The organism is Hymenobacter edaphi, from assembly GCF_003258365.1.
Classification (GTDB): Bacteria; Bacteroidota; Bacteroidia; order Cytophagales; family Hymenobacteraceae; genus Solirubrum; species Solirubrum edaphi.
Genome location: NZ_QHKM01000010.1, coordinates 1 through 16,790, shown reverse-complemented (window position 1 = coordinate 16,790; position 16,790 = coordinate 1). Strand labels below are relative to the sequence as shown.

Genomic DNA, 16,790 nt, shown 5'->3' with positions numbered 1-16,790 from the left:
TAGTTTCCCGCCTGGCTCCGTTGCGCTGCGCGCGGCCGGACCGTTCCACGGGCTAACAGCTTACCCGAGCGGCCTCTGGCCCTACATCTTAAGCGCAGTCCTCGGGTGCCGGGGCGGTTTTGTTTACCACCGGCAGCTCACCGATTTCGGCTTCCGACACGCCGGCCACGATGCTGGTCTGGTAGGTTTCCAGCGGGCGGCCGAAGCGGCGCTGGTAGGCCTGGCCGACGGTCTGGATGAAGGCCTCGACGTGGGCGGGGGCCACCAGGTTGAGGGTGCAGCCGCCGAAGCCGCCGCCCATCATGCGGGCGCCGTACACGCCGGGCAGGCCGCGGGCGGCTTCCTCCAGCGCGTCCAGCTCGGGGCAGCTCACCTCGTACTCGTCGCGCAGGCCGGCGTGGGAGGCGTGCATGAGCCGGCCGACGGCGGCCAGGTCGCGGCGCTGCAACGCTTCGCAGGCGTCGAGCACGCGCTGGTTTTCCTGCACCACGTAGCGGCAGCGGCGGTAGGTTACTTCATCGAATTCGGCCTGGTGCTGCTCCAGCTGCTGCAGCGTCGCGTCGCGCAGGCTTTTCACGTCGGGGTAGTGCTGCTGCAGCAGCTGCACGCCCCGCTCGCACTCCTGGCGGCGCTTGTTGTACTCCGAGTCGGCCAGGCTGTGCTTCACGCCCGAGTTGCAGAGCACCAGGCGGCAGGCGTCGGTATCGAAGGGGAAGTACGCGTAGGCCAGCGAGCGGCAGTCCAGGCGCACCACCTGCCCGTCGCGGCCGAAAAGGCTGGCAAACTGGTCCATCAGCCCGCACATGACGCCCGCGTACTCGTGCTCGGCCTTCTGCGCCACGTGGGCCAGGGTCATCTTGTCGATGTGGGTGCCCAGTAGCTGATCCAGCGCAAAGGCCAGCCCGCACTCCACCGCCGCCGACGAGGACATGCCCGCCCCCACCGGCACGTTGCCCCCGAATACGCAGTCGAAGCCGGCCAGTACCACGCCGCGCTTCTGCAGCTGCGCGGCCACGCCCAGCAGGTAGTTGGCCCACTGCGTATCGGTGCGGTGCAGCTGATCCACGGCCACGGTGCAGCAGTCGTTCAGATCGTGCGAGACGAGGCGGATTTCGCTGCCGCTGTTCAGGCCCACGGCGAAGTAGATTTCCTTGTCGATGGCCGCCGGCAGCACGTAGCCCAGGTTGTAGTCGGTGTGCTCCCCGATGAGGTTGATGCGGCCGGGGGCGCGCACCAGCAGCGGTGCGGCGTAGCCGAAGTGGCGTTGGAAGGCGGTGGCGACGGTTTGAGCGGGCATGGCAGCGAGAAGTAAAAGCTAAGCAGCAAGGGGCTTAGCCACTACGCAGATTCGGCGGCCGTGGCCGAAGCCGGCCCGCGTCTCGGGGGCGGAAAACCCGGCGCGCGGCGGGCAACTCCGCAGGAAGTTCGGCGCTTATTTCCGGCTTTTGGGCGCCGAAAAGGCAGCTTTCAGCAAAAAAAGGCGCAACTACTGAGTTTGAATGCGGAGAGTTTCGCTAACTTCGAAAAGTCGAAAACGCCGAACCATTGGATACCCCGCCGCGTTCGGCGTTTTTCGTTGCCGCAGAACACTTTTCCGGGTTAAGTCGAAGTTGTATAGCAGGTACAATCTTTCCCTGGTAAGTCCTAAATCTAACACTGGTTTGGCCCGCCTTTTGACTGAACCCCGGACGTTCGGGGAGGCGCGGCGGTCAGGCGTTGACGAGACTTGCCGGGTTGGCCCCATTTCCCACCTCAATCTCCCCTGCCGTGTTATTCGACTTCGAATCGAGCCCGCTGGCTTCGTTGCCGGACACCTCCTGGCACACGCCCCACTCGGAGCTGCACGCCCCTGACTTGCACGCGCCCACCGCGCCCACCCGCGTCAGCTACGACCGGCTGGTGCTGCCCGGCGACTTTCCCGACCCCACCATCTGCCGCATCGGCGACGCGTACTACGCGTCGGCCACCACGGCCGAGTGGGGCGCCGTATTCCCCATTTTCAAAAGCCACGACCTGATCCACTGGGAGCTGGTGAGCCACGTGTTTCCCGGCCGCCTGCCCGACTGGTGCGACTCGAATTTCTGGGCGCCGGAGCTGTTCTGCGAGGGCGGCCGGGTGTACCTATACTACACCGCCCGCCAGCGCGGCGGCGTGCTGAGCGTGGCCGTGGCCAGCGCCGAGCGCCCCGAAGGCCCCTACACCGACCACGGCCCGCTGGTGAGCGAGGCGGCCGGCTCCATCGACGGCTACCCCGTCCGCGACGAGCACGGGGTGCTGCACCTGGTCTGGAAAAACGACGGCAACAGCCGCAACGAGCCCACGCCCATTTGGGCCCAGCAGATCGACGAGCAGACCCTGCAGCTGACGGGCCCGCGCCACGAGCTGTTTCGCAACGACGCGCCCTGGGAAGGGCCGCTGGTGGAAGGCTCGGCCATGGTGCACCACGGCGGCTACTTCTACATGTTCTACGCCGGCAATGCCTGCTGCGGCAAGTACTGCACCTACGCCGAGGGCGTAGCCCGCTCGCGCACCTTGCTCGGCCCCTGGGAAAAGTGCCCGCAGAACCCCATCCTGACCGATAACAGCACCTGGAAGTGCCCCGGCCACGGCACCGTGGCCGAAAAAGACGGCCGCTGGTTTCTGCTGCACCACGCCTACGCCGCCAACAGCCACGAGTTTGTGGGCCGGCAGGGCCTGTTGAGCGAATTCACCTGGAACGCCCAGGGCTGGCCCGAGTTCGTAAACAACAGCCCGCAGGCGACTCCGCTGGCCGACGTAAGCGTGCTAAACGTGACCGACCATTTCCGGGGCGAAACCCTGGACCTGGGCTGGCAGTGGCCCGTGGGCGTGCTGCCCCGCCTGAATCTGGCCGATAACCGGCTGCAGCTGGGCGCCAATCCTGCCCGCCTGGGCAGTCTGCTGGCCCGCCGCACCTACGCCGCCACCTACACCGCCAGCGTGGTGGTGGATGCCGCCACCCTGACCGAGGGCACCTTCGCCGGCCTCGGCGCCGTGGGCGACCCGTACAACGCCCTGGTGCTGGCCTTCGGCGACAACCGCCTGCAGCTCTGGCACGTGAAATCGGGCAAGAAAAACCGCCTGGCCGACGTGCTGCTGGAGCCCTGCGCCGCGCTGGGCCTGCGCCTGGAGTGCTGGGGCGGCAGCCGCTACCGCTTCGCCTATAGCCCCGACGGCGGCCGCCGCTGGGAACCGCTGCGCACCGAGGGCTTCGCCATCAACGGCACCTACCTGCCGCCCTGGGACCGGGGCGTGCGCGTGGGCCTGATTGCCCAGGGCGAGGAATCGGCAACGGTGACGTTCGGCCAGTTCCAGCTGCGCAACCAACGCTAGCTTGTAGCGCGGGCCTCAAGCCCGCGTCCGGCAGATGGTAATTCCTGTCGTCTGGACGGTGGCTGTTCCACGACAATCGTCCGGCCGAACGCGGGCTTGAGGCCCGCGCTACACCGCCTCGGCAGTCCTCGGATTGTCGGGGCGGCTGCGTTCTGGGGCAGCCGGTTTGCCGATTCGTGCGTAGACTTCGGCCGGAAACCCGCTACCCCGACCTGCTATGTCCGAGCCGCTCATCACCGCCGCCGAATTCGGCCAGCTGCCCGACGGGCAAACCGTCCAGCTATTTACCCTGCGCAACGGCCGCGGCCTCGAAGCGCGCATCACCAACTACGGCGGCACGCTCACCCACCTACTCGCGCCCGACCGCCACGGCCAGCCCGGCGACGTAGTGCTGGGTTTCGATACGCTCGACGGCTACCGGAGCGAGGCCTACCAGCAGGCCGGGCCGTACTTCGGGGCGCTGATCGGGCGCTTCGGCAACCGCATTGCCCGGGGCCGGTTTGAGCTGGATGGGCAGACGTATCAGCTGGCAACCAACAACGGCCCCAACCACCTGCACGGCGGGCGGCGGGGCTTCGATAAGGTGCTGTGGCAGGCCGAAGTGCTGGTAGAGCCCACGCCCGCCCTGCGCCTGACCTACATCAGCCCCGACGGTGAGGAAGGCTACCCCGGCACGCTGACGGTATCGGTGGTGTATGCCCTCACGCCCGACCACGGGCTGCGCATCAGCTACGCGGCCACCACCGACCGGGCCACGGTGCTGAACCTGACCAACCACGCCTACTTCAACCTCAGCGCCGGTGCTCAGCCCGACGTGCTCGGCCACGAGCTGCAGCTGCACGCGGAGCGCTACACCGTGGTCGACGACACGTTGATTCCGACCGGGGAGCTGCGCCCGGTGCAGGGCACGCCCTTCGACTTCACCCGGCCGCACGCCATCGGGGCGCGCATCGGGCAGGTGCCGGGCGGCTACGACCACAATTGGACGCTCGGCGGGGGCGAAAATTTCCGGCTGGTGGCCACGGCCTACGAGCCCACCTCGGGCCGCACCCTGGAAGTGCGCACCGATCAGCCCGGCGTGCAGTGCTACACCGGCAACTTCCTCGACGGCTCGCTGACGGGCAAAAACGGCCTTCCTTACGGCCGGTACGCCGGTTTTTGCCTGGAAACCCAGCACTTCCCCGACTCGCCCAACCAGCCCACGTTTCCCTCGACGGTGCTGCGCCCGGGCGAGCTGTTCAGCTCCGTCACCGAGTACCGCTTCGGGGTGAAAAGCTGAGTGGTTCGGGGCGTCCGCGGCGGGGCAGTGGACCGGGCGAAACCGGCCAAAGCGGATAAATCGACGTAGTATGGAGTCTGAACCATTCCTGAATGCCTATGTCCCGGACCCTTATCGTCTCAAACCGCCTGCCGACCAAAGTATCCCGCAGCTCCGAGGGGGAGCTGCAGTTCAGCCCCAGCGAGGGCGGCCTGGCCACCGGCTTGGGCTCCATTTACCGGCGCGGGGAGAACGTGTGGGTGGGCTGGCCCGGCCAGTACCTCGACTCGCCCGAGGACGAGCAGCGCGTGACCGAGCAGCTGACGGCCGACCACATGCAGCCGGTGTTTCTCACCGAGCAGGAAATCAAGGATTTCTACGAGGGCTTCAGCAACGAAACCCTCTGGCCGACCTTTCACTACTTCGCCCAGTTCGCGCAGTTTGAGCCCCACACCTGGGAGGCCTACGAGGCCGTCAACCGCAAGTTCTGCGACGCGGTGGCCGCCCTGGCCGGGCCCGAAGACACCATCTGGGTGCACGACTACCAGCTGCTCTTGCTGCCCGGCATGCTGCGCGAGCGGCTGCCCGAAGCCACCATCGGTTTCTTCCTGCACATTCCGTTTCCGTCCTACGAGCTGTTTCGGGCCCTGCCCTGGCGTGAGCAGCTGCTGCGCGGCATGCTCGGGGCCGACCTCATCGGCTTCCACACCTACGGCTACGTGCGCCACTTCCTGAGCGCCACCGAGCGCCTGCTGAACCTCTCGCGCCGCGACGGGCTGGTGGAAACCGGCACCCGCGCCGTGCTCGTCGACGCCTTCCCGATGGGCATCGACTACGACAAGTACGCCGAAGTGGCCGCCTCCGAGGAGGCCCGCCGCCTGGAGCACGAGTACCGCGAGGCCCTGCAGGGCCAGCGCGTGGTGCTCAGCATCGACCGGCTCGACTACACCAAGGGCATTGCCCAGCGCCTGCGGGCCTTCGAGCTGCTGCTCACCCGCCACCCCGAGCTGCACAACCACGTGACCCTGCTCATGCTGGTGGTGCCCTCGCGCGACCAGGTAGCCCAGTACCAGGCCCTGAAGGAGGAAATCGACGAGCTGGTGGGACGCATCAACGGGCAGTACCGCACCATCAGCTGGTCGCCGATTCAGTACTTCTACCGCTCCTACCCGGTGGAGGAGCTGTCGGCGCTGTACCGGCTGGCCGACGTGGCCCTGGTGACGCCCATGCGCGACGGGATGAACCTGGTAGCCAAGGAATTCGTGGCCAGCAAGCTCGACCAGCACGGGGTGCTGGTGCTCAGCGAGCGGGCCGGCGCCGCCCGCGAGCTGTCCGACGCGCTCATCATCAACCCCACCGATACCTCGCAGGTGGCCGACACGCTGTTTGAGGCCCTGATGATGCCCGAAGAAGAGCAGCAGCAGCGCATGCAGGGGCTGCAGGCCATCGTGCAGCGCTACAACATCCACGCCTGGGTGGAGCTGTTTATGGACCGCCTGGCCTACAGCAAGATCAAGCAGGGCGCCCTGAGCACCGATTTGCTCGACGACGCCACCCGGCAGCAGATGATGACGCAGTTTCAGCAGGCCAACCGCCGCCTGCTCCTGCTCGACTACGACGGCACGCTGATGCCCTTCCACGCCAACCCCAAGCAGGTGCGCCCCGAAGAAAATCTGCGCCAGCTGCTGGCCGAGCTCTGCGCCGACGCCCGCAACCACGTGGTCATCATTTCGGGCCGCGACCGGCACACCCTGGCCGAGTGGCTGGGCGACCTGCCGGTGGACTTCATTGCCGAGCACGGCGTGTGGCTGCGCAAGCGCGGGCAGGACTGGCAGATGATTCAGCCCCTGCGCAACGACTGGAAGCCCGATATCCGGGCCATTATGGAGCAGTACGTGGCCCGCACGGCCGGCTCCTTTATCGAGGAAAAGGACTACGCCCTGGTGTGGCACTACCGCCGCACCGACCCCGACCTGGGCCGCGAACGGGCCCAGGACATGCTCACCCACCTCACCTTCATCGGGCAGGGCAGCGGCCTGATTACCCTTGACGGCAACAAGGTGGTGGAGGTGAAAAACGCCGGCGTCGACAAGGGCACCGCCGCCGCCCGCTGGGTGCAGGAAATGCAGCCCGATTTTATCCTGGCCATCGGCGACGACCGCACCGACGAGGACACGTTCCGCGCCATTCCCGACGACGCCTACTCCGTGAAAGTCGGCACCGATATCCGCTCCTTTGCCAAGTACGCCGTGCGCAACACCGCCGACGTGCGCCGCCTGCTGCGCGGCCTGCTGGCGGCCGAGGAGTAAGCGGCGGACTGCCCAACGCCGCCCACGCCTGTACAGGAGGCCCGTTGGGAGCCGCTAAAACGGCCCGCGAGTAGACCGGAGGGGCTTCAGCCATTGGCAAAGCCCACCGTGAGTAAACGGGAGCTACTTCAGCGGGCTGCAAAATGCGTCGCGAGTAGGCAGGCGGCATTCCGCCAATCTGCACAACCCGTCACGAGTAAGCGGGAGGTACTGCATCAGTTCGCAACGTACGTCACGAGTACTCATGATACACTTTTACAAATGACGAAATCCTTCGCGAGTACTCGCGAAGGGTTTCGTCATTTGTAAAAGTGTGCTCCGGCCCGTCGGGAGGTGCTTACAGCTGCCGGGCAGGCGTGGAATGGCCCACCGCCGCGGGCGGCCACACCCGCGGCGCCTACAAAAACACCGGCCGGTCGAGCCGTTTGCTGATGCGGTAGGCGGCATTTACCAGGCCCACGTGGCTGTAGGCCTGCGGAAAGTTGCCCCACTGCGAGCCGGTGCGGGCGTCCACGTCCTCGGAGAGCAGGCCCAGGTGGTTGGTGTACTGCATGATGCGCTGCAGGGCGGCCACTGCGTCGTCGAGGCGGCCCACGCAGGCCAGCGCCTCGATGTACCAGAAGGTGCAGATGAGGAAAGTGGTTTCGGGCGTGCCGAAGTCGTCGGCGTGGCGGTAGCGGTAAAACAGGCCCTCGGGCGTCATCAGCTCGGCTTCCAGGGCCGCCAAGTGGGTGCGGGCCCGCTCGGAGTTGGGGTCGAGGTAGCCCATCAGAATCAGCTGCAGGCCGCTGGCGTCGAGGTGGGGCGAGCCGATGGCGTTGGTGTAGCAGCCGCGCTGCGGGTCGTAGCAAGCCTCGATTTTCGCGCGGGCCTGCCGCACCAGCTGCTCGGCCTGCTCGCCCATGCCGGCGTTGCCCAGGCGCGTAGCCACCTTGCAGGCGGCGCTGGCCCCGGCCCAGTGAAAGAGGTAGGTGTAGCAGTGAAACTGGGCCAGGTTGCGGAATTCCCACAGGCCCGCGTCGGGCTGCTCCATGGTGCGCTCGATGAAGTGCAGCGCCTCGTACATCAGCTGCTCGGAGTGGGCCCGCTCCAGGGCCGTGAAGCGCTTATCGACGTAGAGCGGCAGCAAAGCCACCAGCACCTGCCCGTACACGTCGTTCTGAATGTGGGTGTAGGCGTCGTTGCCGATGCGCACGGGCTGGTTGCCGAGGTAGCCGCGCAGGTGCGTCAGCTCCTGCTCCACCAGCTCCGAGGCCCCGCTGATGGAGTACAGCGGCTGGTACTTGTCGCGCACCTTGGTGGAAATGTTGGTGATGAAGTGGAAGTACTGCTCCATCTCCTCGAAGTGGCCGATGTTGTTGAAGGCCGTCAGGATGTAGTACGTGTCGCGCATCCAGCAGAAGCGGTAGTCCCAGTTGCGGGTGCTGCCGGGGGCTTCGGGCAGGGAAGTGGTGCTGGCCGCGATGATGGCGCCGGTGTCCTCGTACTGGTGCACCTTCAGGGCCAGGGCCGAGCGGATAACCTCCGTCTGGAACAGGCTGCCGATGCTGGTGCTCTTCACCCACTGGCGCCAGTACTGCACGGTGTTGCGCAAAAACTGCTCGCAGGTGCTTTCCAGCGGGGCTTCCAGCGGCGCGCCGTAGGTCAAGACCAAGTACTTGGTTTCGGAGAGGGCAAAGTCCTCGCCGTCGAGCAGGTAGCTCAGCGGCACGTTGGTGGTCAGGCGGATTTCCTCGGGCAGGCCCAGGAAGGCAATGTGGTTGGAGGAGCGGCGGGCGGTGAGCGGCTGGCGGCCGTAGTCGCCGGTGGGGCGGCACACGGCGCGCACCCGGGGCGTGCCCGCCAGCGGCTCCAGCTTGCGGATGAGCATCAGCGGCTTGTAGTACCGGTCGTACTGGCGGAAGCGCGGGGCGAAGTCCGTCACGCGGTAGCGGCCCTGGGCGGTTTCCACCTCGGTGCAGAGCACGTTGGTGTTGTCGAGGTAGTACTGCCGGCTGCGAAACTCGTCGGTGGGCGGCAGCAGGCTGAACTCGCCGCCCTGCTCGTCGTCGAGCAGCCCGCCAAAGACGAAGCCGCTGTCGAAGCGCGGCCAGCACAGCCACTGCACGCGCGTGTCTTGCCGAATCAAAGCCAGGTAGGCGCAGTTGCCGATGACGCCGAGGTCGTAGGTGTGGCGGGTGCTCATAGGAGGGGGCGGGCGCCCGCGTATGGTTGGGCGCCCGCTGCCGATGATGTACCCCGAACCAGGGCCTGGGGTTACTGCGGCGGCCCCCAGCCGGTGGCTGCGGGCCGGCTGCCGGGCCAGGCTAGCCCAGCAGGGTTTCGGCGGCGGCCAGGGCCCCGACGCCGCCCACCAGCAGGCCCGAGGCCAGCCAGAACAGGCGCGTGGCCCACTGCGCCTGCCGGTGCAGGGCCGCGTAGCGCTGCGAGCAGGCCGGCTCGTGGCTGGGCTGCGGGGCCAGGCTGTGCTTGAGGCCGAGCAGCAGGCGGCCCGCCGCGGAGTTGAGAATCAGGGGTTTGACGGAAAGCTGAAACGGTGCGTGCATGGGAGTAGGGCGTTTGCGCAAAGGTGCCGCCCGCGCGGCGCCGGCGCCTTGACGGGGCTCAAGGTTTTCCGGATTTGCCCGGCCGGCAGCGCCCCGACCGAGCGCGTTGCCAAACCGACGTTGCAAAGGTGATGATCAGGCGTTTACTCTTACCTTCGCCAAACGGAGTTTTGCTTTTCTCTGCCGGAGTTTTTAGCCCGCGCCGTCCTCCGTCGTTGCCGCCGCATTTGCCCGGGCCCGGGCGTCCGGGCCTTGTCTGCTCCCTCCCGTCATGGATACGTTCTTCGACATTTCCACCGCCGAAGTCACCGACCACTGCCAGACCCAGCTGCAGCAGCACGCCGGCCTGCTGGAGGCACACACCGTCTGGACCGGCCCCAACAACGGCGGGCAGCTCACCTTCACCGACTATTTCCTCGACGGGCTGCAGCTCACCAACATGAGCGGCCGACTGGCCCGGCCCCTGCAGGCCGAGCTGAACGTGCACCAGCCCTGGGTGGGCATGCTCTACCACTTCAACGGCAGCGTCCGCTCGCGGCAGTGCGCCCGCCGGCCTTTGCACCTGGGCAGCGGCCGCCAGAACATCGTGGGCGACGAAACCACCCGCAACCACTACACCTTCCAGCCCCAGGACGAGGAGTACCAGTTTTTCACGGTGCACCTCACCCACGAGTTTTTTCAGCAGCTGCTCACCGGCAACGCCGAGTGGCTGGGCCTGCACGAGCGGTGGCTGAGCCGCCGCGACGCCTTCGTGATGATGCCCGACGGCCTGCAAACCTCGCCGGCGGCCCAGGTCGCCATTCAGCAGATTGTGAACTGCCCCTACTCCGGGCCGCTGAAGAAGCTGTTTCTGGAAGCCCGCTTTCTGGACCTGTTCATGGCCCAGCAGGAGGAGTTTGCCCGCTCCGTCACGCGCCTGAGCAGCAAGGAGCGCGACCTGTTTCACGGCATCCGCCAGTACCTCGACGAGCACTACGCCAACCCGCCCAGCCTGCTGACGCTGGCGCGCCTGTTCGGCACCAACGACTTCAAGCTCAAGCGCGGCTTCCGGCAGCTCTTCAACACCACCGTGTTCGGCTACGTGGCCGAGCGGCGCCTGGCCGTGGCCCAGCAGCTGCTCACCCTCACCGACCAGCCCGTGCAGGACATTGCCGAAGCGGTGGGCTTTTCCAACCCGGCACACTTCACCACGGCCTTCCGCAAGAAGTTCGGCGTGGCCCCCAGCCAGGTGCGCCGCAACCCGGCCCTGCTCAAAGCCGCCGCCGAAAACGCGGAAGCTCGCAAGGCCCTGAGCCTGCGAGTGGCCTAGGCTGCCCGAACCGCCAGCTGAAAGCGCGTCAGGCCGAATGCTAACCGCTTACCCCGGCTGCTGCGCTCTGCACACCCCCAGGTAGCGCGGCGGCCGCTTACGCCGGCTTGGGCTCGGGGCCGCGGAATACGTCGGTGCCGGGCACGGCGGGCAGCTTCACCGGCCGGCCCTCGCGCGCCGACTGGTAGATGGCCTCCATGATGCGCTGGTCCTGCAGGCCTTCCTCGCCGGGCGTGTGCGGCGGCTTGTTTTCCAGGATGCACTCCGAGAAGTGGTCCATTTCGGCCGCAAACTGGTTTTTCGTCGGAATGGTAATCTGGTTCTGCATTTTGGCCGGGCCCTCGGCGTGCGAGGTCTGCAGCCGCTGGCCCTGGTAGGCGTAGGCGTTGTCGAGGTGCAGCCAGCCCCGCTCGGCGCTGACGCGGTAAAAGCGCGAGTCGTGGGTGTTGTAGTGCGTTACGCAGTTGACGATGACCCCGTCGGGAAAGCGCATCTGCCACGACATCATTTCCTCCACCTCCTTGAACAGCGGGTGGCCGGGCGTGCTGTAGGAGTAGGCAAAGACCTCCGTGGGCTCGGTGCCGAGCAGGAAACGGCTCGTGTTCAGGCAGTACAGGCCGATGTCGGGTAGGGCCCCGCCGCCGGCCAGAGCCTTTTTGTGGCGCCAGTGCGCGGGGTTGGCCGAGCTTTGGCTGTTCTGGGCCTCGATGTACTTGGGCGGGCCGAACTTCCGGCTGCGCACCATGTCGCGCACCTGCCGGTTGTAGGGCTCGTACTGAATGCGGTAGGCAATCATCAGCTTGACATTGGCCTTTTTGCAGGCCGCAATCATCAGCTCGCACTCCTGGGCCGAGTTGGCCATGGGCTTCTCGCAGAGGATGTGCTTGCCGGTGCTGGCCCCGCGGATGACGTACTCCGCGTGCAGGGAGTTGGGCAGCACGATGTAGATGGCCTGCACCTCCGCATTGTCCTTGAGCTTTTCGTAGTCCTGGTAGCTGTAGCAGCTTTCGGGCTTGATGCCGTACTGCCGGGCCACCTTCTTCAGCTTTTCGGGCGAACCGCTGACCAGGGCCACCGGCTTCGATTTCTTGCACTCCCCAAACGCCGGCAGCAATTCTTCCAGCGTCAGGTGGCCCAGGCCCACCAGCGCGTAGCCCACCCGCTGCTCCGGCGGCAGCGGCGTCGGCACCGGTCCCGATTGCGGGTCCACGTCCGATTTCCACGCTTCCAGCTCGATGGGCTGGCTCACCTCGGCCGGCACCTTGGCCGGCGGCGACACGGCCTCCGAGGAAGCCACCGTTTGCCCGCCGGGCGCGGTGTAGGTGGTCGAGGCGTCTACTTCGGCGGCGGGCGTACCGGTGGTGGGCGTGCCGGCCGTGGCCTCCGCCGCCTTGCCCCCGCCCGAGTGGCAGCTGGCCAGGGTGCCGGCGGCCACGCCCACGGCTAGGCCGCGGCCCGCCAGGTTCAGAAATTCCTTGCGCGATACCTCCTGGCCGGCGTGGCGTAGCACAGTGTTCAGTAGTTCGTTGGTGATGGACATCGGGGTAGTGGTTGTGGGTAGAGGGGCCGTTTCGGGTGCGGCGGGTGGGGTCAAACAGGATTAAACCATACCCGGCGCGGCCCGAAAAGGTTGGTATCATCTTAACCAGGGCCGGCTTACTGGTCGCCGGCCGGGTCGGGAAACCGGGGCGGCTCGGTGGCGTAGGGGCCGTGCTCGGGCCGGGTGGCGCAGCCGGCCAGCACCGCGCAGGCCAGTGGGGCGCCCTGGTACACGCGCTGAAACAGCACCGCCGCCAGCCACATGGCCGCAATGGGCGCCAGCCAGTAAATCCACAGGTGCTCGTAGCGGCCGGCGCCCACGGCCGCGCCCAGGCTGCGGGCCGGGTTCAGGCTCATACCCGACAGCGGCGCCTCAAACGTCACGTACAGGGCCAGTAAGGCCGCCACCAGCCAGCCCGCAAACCGGCGCAGCCGCTCGGTGTGCAGGGCGTAGAGCAGCACCCACATCAGCCCCGCCGAAATAGCGGCTTCGGCCAGCAGGGCCACGCCCGCGCCGGCCGGGCCGGGCACGGTCAGGTTGAAGTTGACGTCGGGGTGGGGGTACCAGCGTTGCAGGGCCCGGCTCAGCAGCGGGCCCGCCGCCACGCCCCCGGCGCACTGGGCCAACACGTACCAGAAGGCATCGGCGCCGCGCAGGCTGCCCAGGTGCCAGAAGGCCAGCGTCACGGCCGGGTTGATGTGGGCGCCGGAGCGCTGCCCCCAGGGGCTGTAGGTGAGGCCCGCCACCACCAGCACCACCACCCCGGCCAGCACGCCGCGGCGCAGCAGCTCACTCTCGCCCAGCCAGGCCCGCAGCGGCAGGTCGGGGTGGTGGATGAGCACGCTGCTCACGCTGGTACACGCCAGGAACACGGCCACGCCGAGGGCCTCGGTGAGGTAATACGGCCAGTGCCGGCGCAGCGCCGACTGCAGGGATGCCACAAGTGCCATAGGCCACAAAACAAACGCGCGCCGCCCCGCCCTGGGGTGGGCGGCGCGGCGCGGCAGTGCTGGTGCTATGTAACGGCCGGGGGGCGGCGGGGTTCGAAAGCGGCCGGCTTTACAGCTTGAACTGGGCGCACACCTTCACCCCGAAAGTGCGCACGCCGGGCAGGTCGCGGTAGGTGAGGCGGTGCAGAAAGTCGACGCGCACAAACTTGAAGATGTTTTCCACGCCGTAGCCCAGCTCCACGTAGGGCGTGCCCGGCGTCAGGGCCCGGAAGGTGGGCTGGGGCGTGCCCGTCGCGTCGTAGGCCGGGATGGTGTTCTGGTTGGCCTTGCTCACGCCCCCGACGAGCACGTTGCCCGAGGCCAGCAGGCGCCAGTCGAGCTTCTTGAGCAGCGGCACCGAGTTGATGAACAGCCCTTCGAAGTAGTGCTCGGCGTGCAGGGAGGCGTACCGGTCGCTCACAAACTCGAAGTAGCGCATCAGGTTGTAGGCGCTGGAGGTGTAGATGGGCGACTCGTTGCCGAGGTGGTTCTTGAGCACCGGGTAAGGCACCGTGCTCGGAATGTAGCCCGCGTCGAAGATGTACTCGGTGCGGCCCAGTTGCCCGAGCTGCACGCTCTGCTCCACCGCGAGGTTGAACTTCTGGTACTCAAAGTCGCTGCTGAGCACGCCGGGCAGGCCCAGGGTGTAGCGGAAGGTAAACACCGGCCACTTCATCGAGCCCACCGCGTAGCGCCGGTTCTGGTTCTGAATCAGTACCTCGCCCGGGGCGTAGCGCGACTCCAGAATCAGCTCCGAGAGGTTGAAGTTCTGCGCCGTCGGGGCGCCCTGCTCGTGCGCGTCGGTGGTGTAGTAGCTGAAGTTGTAGAGCGGGTCGAAGCGCTGGTGGCGCAGCGTGAGCTTCTGGGTGAAGTTGTGGAACAGGTCCGACTGCGCCGTCACCGAGGTCATGTCGCGCCACAGGGGCAGGCCAGGCTTGATGTTGCCGAAGCGGGCTGCGGCCTCGAACAGCGGGCTTTCCAGGGCCAGCTCGTTGTCGAGCAGCGCCACCAGGTCGATGTCGTGGCTGTACTTGGCGCTGAACACCGTCCAGTTGGGGCGGTTCAGGATGCGGTCCGCCGAGAGGCCGTACTTGAATTCCCCGTCGCGGGTGCCGTAGGCGGTGTAGCCCTTCAGCAGCCAGTTCGGGCTCAGCTCGGGCGTGCTGCGGAAGCCCACGCGCAGGCGGTGGCCCTCCACGTTGTTCCAGGTGTAGGTGCTCAGAATGGGCCCCAGCTCGAAGCGGCCGCGCGGGCCCAGCTCCTCGTAGCCGTTCACCACCAAGTCGGCCACCTCCAGGAAGGTGCGCACCGAGGGCAGCTTGCCCACCGAGTCGAGCACCGTCATGGTCCGCGCTTCCTGCGCCGACAGCGTGTCGGGCCGGTTCTGGGCGAAGAAGCTGGCCGGCGTCTTCAGCGCGTTCGGGTCGGCGGCGAAGGGCTGGTCGTAGAACGGCAGGTCGTGCGGCTGCCCCGCCCGGAAGTTGGAGTTGACGGTGTTGAAGCGCACCAGCAGGCCGGTTTGCTTGGGCGTGGGCTTCATGCCCACCACCACCCGGGTGCGCTGCGGCAGCCAGGGCCCGGCCGTGCTCGGCGTCAGGTCCTGGTACACCCGGATCTGGTCCACGAAGTTGATGTTGGCCTTCGGGTCCACGCTCAGATCGACGCGGCGCAGCGCGTACGAGTCGGTGGTAATCCAGATGCGGCCGGTAAAGGCCAAATCCTGGGCCCGGCGCGGAAACACCTTCAGCTGGTAGCAGCGGTTCTGGCCGATCTGCACCGTGTCCTCCAGGTCGTAGTCGTAGGTGATGCGCCAGCCGTCGGCAATGGGCGAGATGAAGTCCTTGCCCATCACCACCTGCCAGTTCGGGTAGAAGTCGTAGTCCTGAAACGAGGAGCCGAGCACCTGCGAGAGCAGCGTCCCGTCGCGCGGGGCCACGCCGTGCAGCTGGCTGTGCTTGATTTCCTCCCGCTCGCGGTTGGGCCGGTGCCGCACAAAGTAGCGCGACATCACCTCCGAGGCAAACAGCGGCACGGTGGGCTTGCCGTTGGCATTGCGCTCCATTTCCCCCACCGCCGAGGCCACCGAGGTCATGTCGCGAATCACCTTGCGCTTGGCCAGCCGGTCGGTAATGTCCGACAACGACACCTCAATGCGGTTGTAGCTGTCGAACTCGAAGGCGTCGAGCCGGGTTTTCTCGTTCTGCTTTTTGTGCTGCTGCACCCGGCGCAGAATGGCGTAGGCCGGGTTTTCAACGGAGCGAATCACCACCTCGCCCAGTTGCTGCGCCGCCGAAGCCAGCGCGAAGTTCACCGTCTGCGGCGTCTGGGTGCGGCTCACCCTGCGGGTGCGCGGCCGGTAGCCCACCGCCGAGGCCGACACGGAGTCGGCTGGCTGCCCCAGTACCAGCTCGTAGCGGCCGTTCTCGTCGGCGGTGGCGCCGGCGGTAGTGCCCTTCACGTACACCGAGGCAAACGGCACGGGCTGCCCGCTGCCGGCTTCGGTGATTTGTCCAGAAAATACAATTCGCTGGGCTACAGCGGGCTGCACGCCCAAGGCCAGTAGCAATACCCCCAGCCACGCATACGCGTACTTCATAACACGCTTCTCTCGGTCGACACAGGTTGGTGAGACGACGCTAGGCAACAAATACTTTGACAAGAAGTCACCCAAACCACCCGGCTTATTGTTAGTGCGCTGACTGCCAATCATATAATTTCAACCTTTCTTGCTGGCGAACCGGTAGTCGGGTGGGCGGGGCAGGGCGTTAGGCAGGGGGGCGGTACCAGCAGGAGGCGGCAACTCGCCCGTTGGTTGCCTGGTGGTCCGTAAATGCCCGGACCGGTTCGGCAACCGGGTTGATAACTGGCTGTGTTGAGGCTTCAATCTCAGGAGACGTCACCGGAACATACCACGGGTCTAAATCCAGTGCAAAGAACGGTAGTAACGCGTTAGAAATGAAGGCATAAAGCGAAAAGCTTTTAGCAAGGCCCGCTGCGGCTTGCGTTGCTCGTTTTCGGCCTCGGCCGGCCCCGGCGTGGGCGGGCAGGAGCTGCAAAACCCAACGGCGCCAAATGCAAAACGACCCGGCCGCCGTATTGGCAACCGGGTCGTTTTATGGAGGTAGCGGGGACTGGACTCGAACCAGTGACCTTTGGGTTATGAGCCCAACGAGCTACCAACTGCTCCACCCCGCACTGTTTGGTAATGCAAAAGTAATAGGCTTTTTCGGATTAGCAGCGGGTGGGGTTACATAAAGCTGGAATTGGGGGCGTTCCTTCTGAGTATCAGTCGGAATATTTTTTTGTAGCACCCCGGCCGGCGGCAGCCGTATGTAAGGTCTGCCACCATTTTACCGCTGCCTAAGAGCGTGTTGGGGAATTGCTGTTGGGGTAAAAGAAAACGAGCCAGTAAGTTGCGCCGGGAGTTCCTAGGCTCTCGGTCGCATTATGGTTGACGGCTATCAACCCCTCACTGACTCGCAGTGGCA

General features: G+C 66.4%; 10 protein-coding genes and 1 tRNA gene. 4 read left to right on the top strand and 7 right to left on the bottom strand.

The genetic code is table 11. From position 1 onward, the window contains the following. Positions 1 to 88: 88 nt before the first annotated feature. Complete coding sequence (gene galK, locus DLM85_RS21475) at positions 89 to 1,297, bottom strand: galactokinase (protein ID WP_111480240.1); 1,209 nt, start codon at positions 1,295 to 1,297, stop codon at positions 89 to 91. A gap of 470 nt (positions 1,298 to 1,767) precedes the next feature. Here galK and DLM85_RS21470 point away from each other — a divergent pair, with 470 nt between their 5' ends. From DLM85_RS21470 to DLM85_RS21460, 3 genes are all read left to right on the top strand, one after another. After that, positions 1,768 to 3,351 carry a family 43 glycosylhydrolase gene (locus DLM85_RS21470; protein ID WP_133257191.1) on the top strand — a complete coding sequence of 528 codons (1,584 nt, stop codon included), beginning with the start codon at positions 1,768 to 1,770 and terminating at the stop codon, positions 3,349 to 3,351. A gap of 217 nt (positions 3,352 to 3,568) precedes the next feature. Further along, complete coding sequence (locus DLM85_RS21465) at positions 3,569 to 4,630, top strand: aldose epimerase family protein (protein ID WP_111480238.1); 1,062 nt, start codon at positions 3,569 to 3,571, stop codon at positions 4,628 to 4,630. Positions 4,631 to 4,728: 98 nt separating this feature from the next. Next, the gene (locus tag DLM85_RS21460) at positions 4,729 to 6,918 is read left to right on the top strand and encodes a bifunctional alpha,alpha-trehalose-phosphate synthase (UDP-forming)/trehalose-phosphatase (RefSeq protein ID WP_111480237.1); all 2,190 of its coding nucleotides are present in this window, start codon (positions 4,729 to 4,731) and stop codon (positions 6,916 to 6,918) included. A gap of 397 nt (positions 6,919 to 7,315) precedes the next feature. Here the strand turns inward: DLM85_RS21460 and DLM85_RS21455 are convergent, their stop codons facing one another. After that, positions 7,316 to 9,103 (bottom strand): glycoside hydrolase family 15 protein, encoded by a 1,788-nt coding sequence (locus DLM85_RS21455; protein WP_111480236.1) that lies wholly within the window; start codon positions 9,101 to 9,103, stop codon positions 7,316 to 7,318. 121 nt (positions 9,104 to 9,224) lie between these two features. Then, positions 9,225 to 9,464, bottom strand: coding sequence for a hypothetical protein (locus DLM85_RS21450; RefSeq protein WP_111480235.1), 240 nt, complete (start codon positions 9,462 to 9,464; stop codon positions 9,225 to 9,227). A 271-nt stretch (positions 9,465 to 9,735) separates the two neighbouring features. Here DLM85_RS21450 and DLM85_RS21445 point away from each other — a divergent pair, with 271 nt between their 5' ends. Continuing rightward, complete coding sequence (locus tag DLM85_RS21445; RefSeq protein WP_111480234.1) at positions 9,736 to 10,773, top strand: helix-turn-helix transcriptional regulator; 1,038 nt, start codon at positions 9,736 to 9,738, stop codon at positions 10,771 to 10,773. Between the two features lie 97 nt (positions 10,774 to 10,870). Here the strand turns inward: DLM85_RS21445 and DLM85_RS21440 are convergent, their stop codons facing one another. The 4 genes from DLM85_RS21440 to DLM85_RS21425 all read right to left on the bottom strand — a co-directional run bounded on the left by DLM85_RS21440 (position 10,871) and on the right by DLM85_RS21425 (position 16,497). Then, the gene (locus DLM85_RS21440; protein ID WP_111480233.1) at positions 10,871 to 12,313 is read right to left on the bottom strand and encodes a Gfo/Idh/MocA family protein; all 1,443 of its coding nucleotides are present in this window, start codon (positions 12,311 to 12,313) and stop codon (positions 10,871 to 10,873) included. 116 nt (positions 12,314 to 12,429) lie between these two features. Continuing rightward, on the bottom strand, positions 12,430 to 13,263 hold the full coding sequence (locus DLM85_RS21435) for an MIP/aquaporin family protein (protein ID WP_111480232.1): 834 nt from the start codon (positions 13,261 to 13,263) through the stop codon (positions 12,430 to 12,432). Between the two features lie 109 nt (positions 13,264 to 13,372). Then, the gene (locus DLM85_RS21430; RefSeq protein WP_207891077.1) at positions 13,373 to 15,898 is read right to left on the bottom strand and encodes a DUF5686 and carboxypeptidase-like regulatory domain-containing protein; all 2,526 of its coding nucleotides are present in this window, start codon (positions 15,896 to 15,898) and stop codon (positions 13,373 to 13,375) included. Positions 15,899 to 16,424: 526 nt separating this feature from the next. Then, positions 16,425 to 16,497: transfer RNA gene (locus DLM85_RS21425), tRNA-Met, on the bottom strand. Positions 16,498 to 16,790 lie beyond the last annotated feature (293 nt).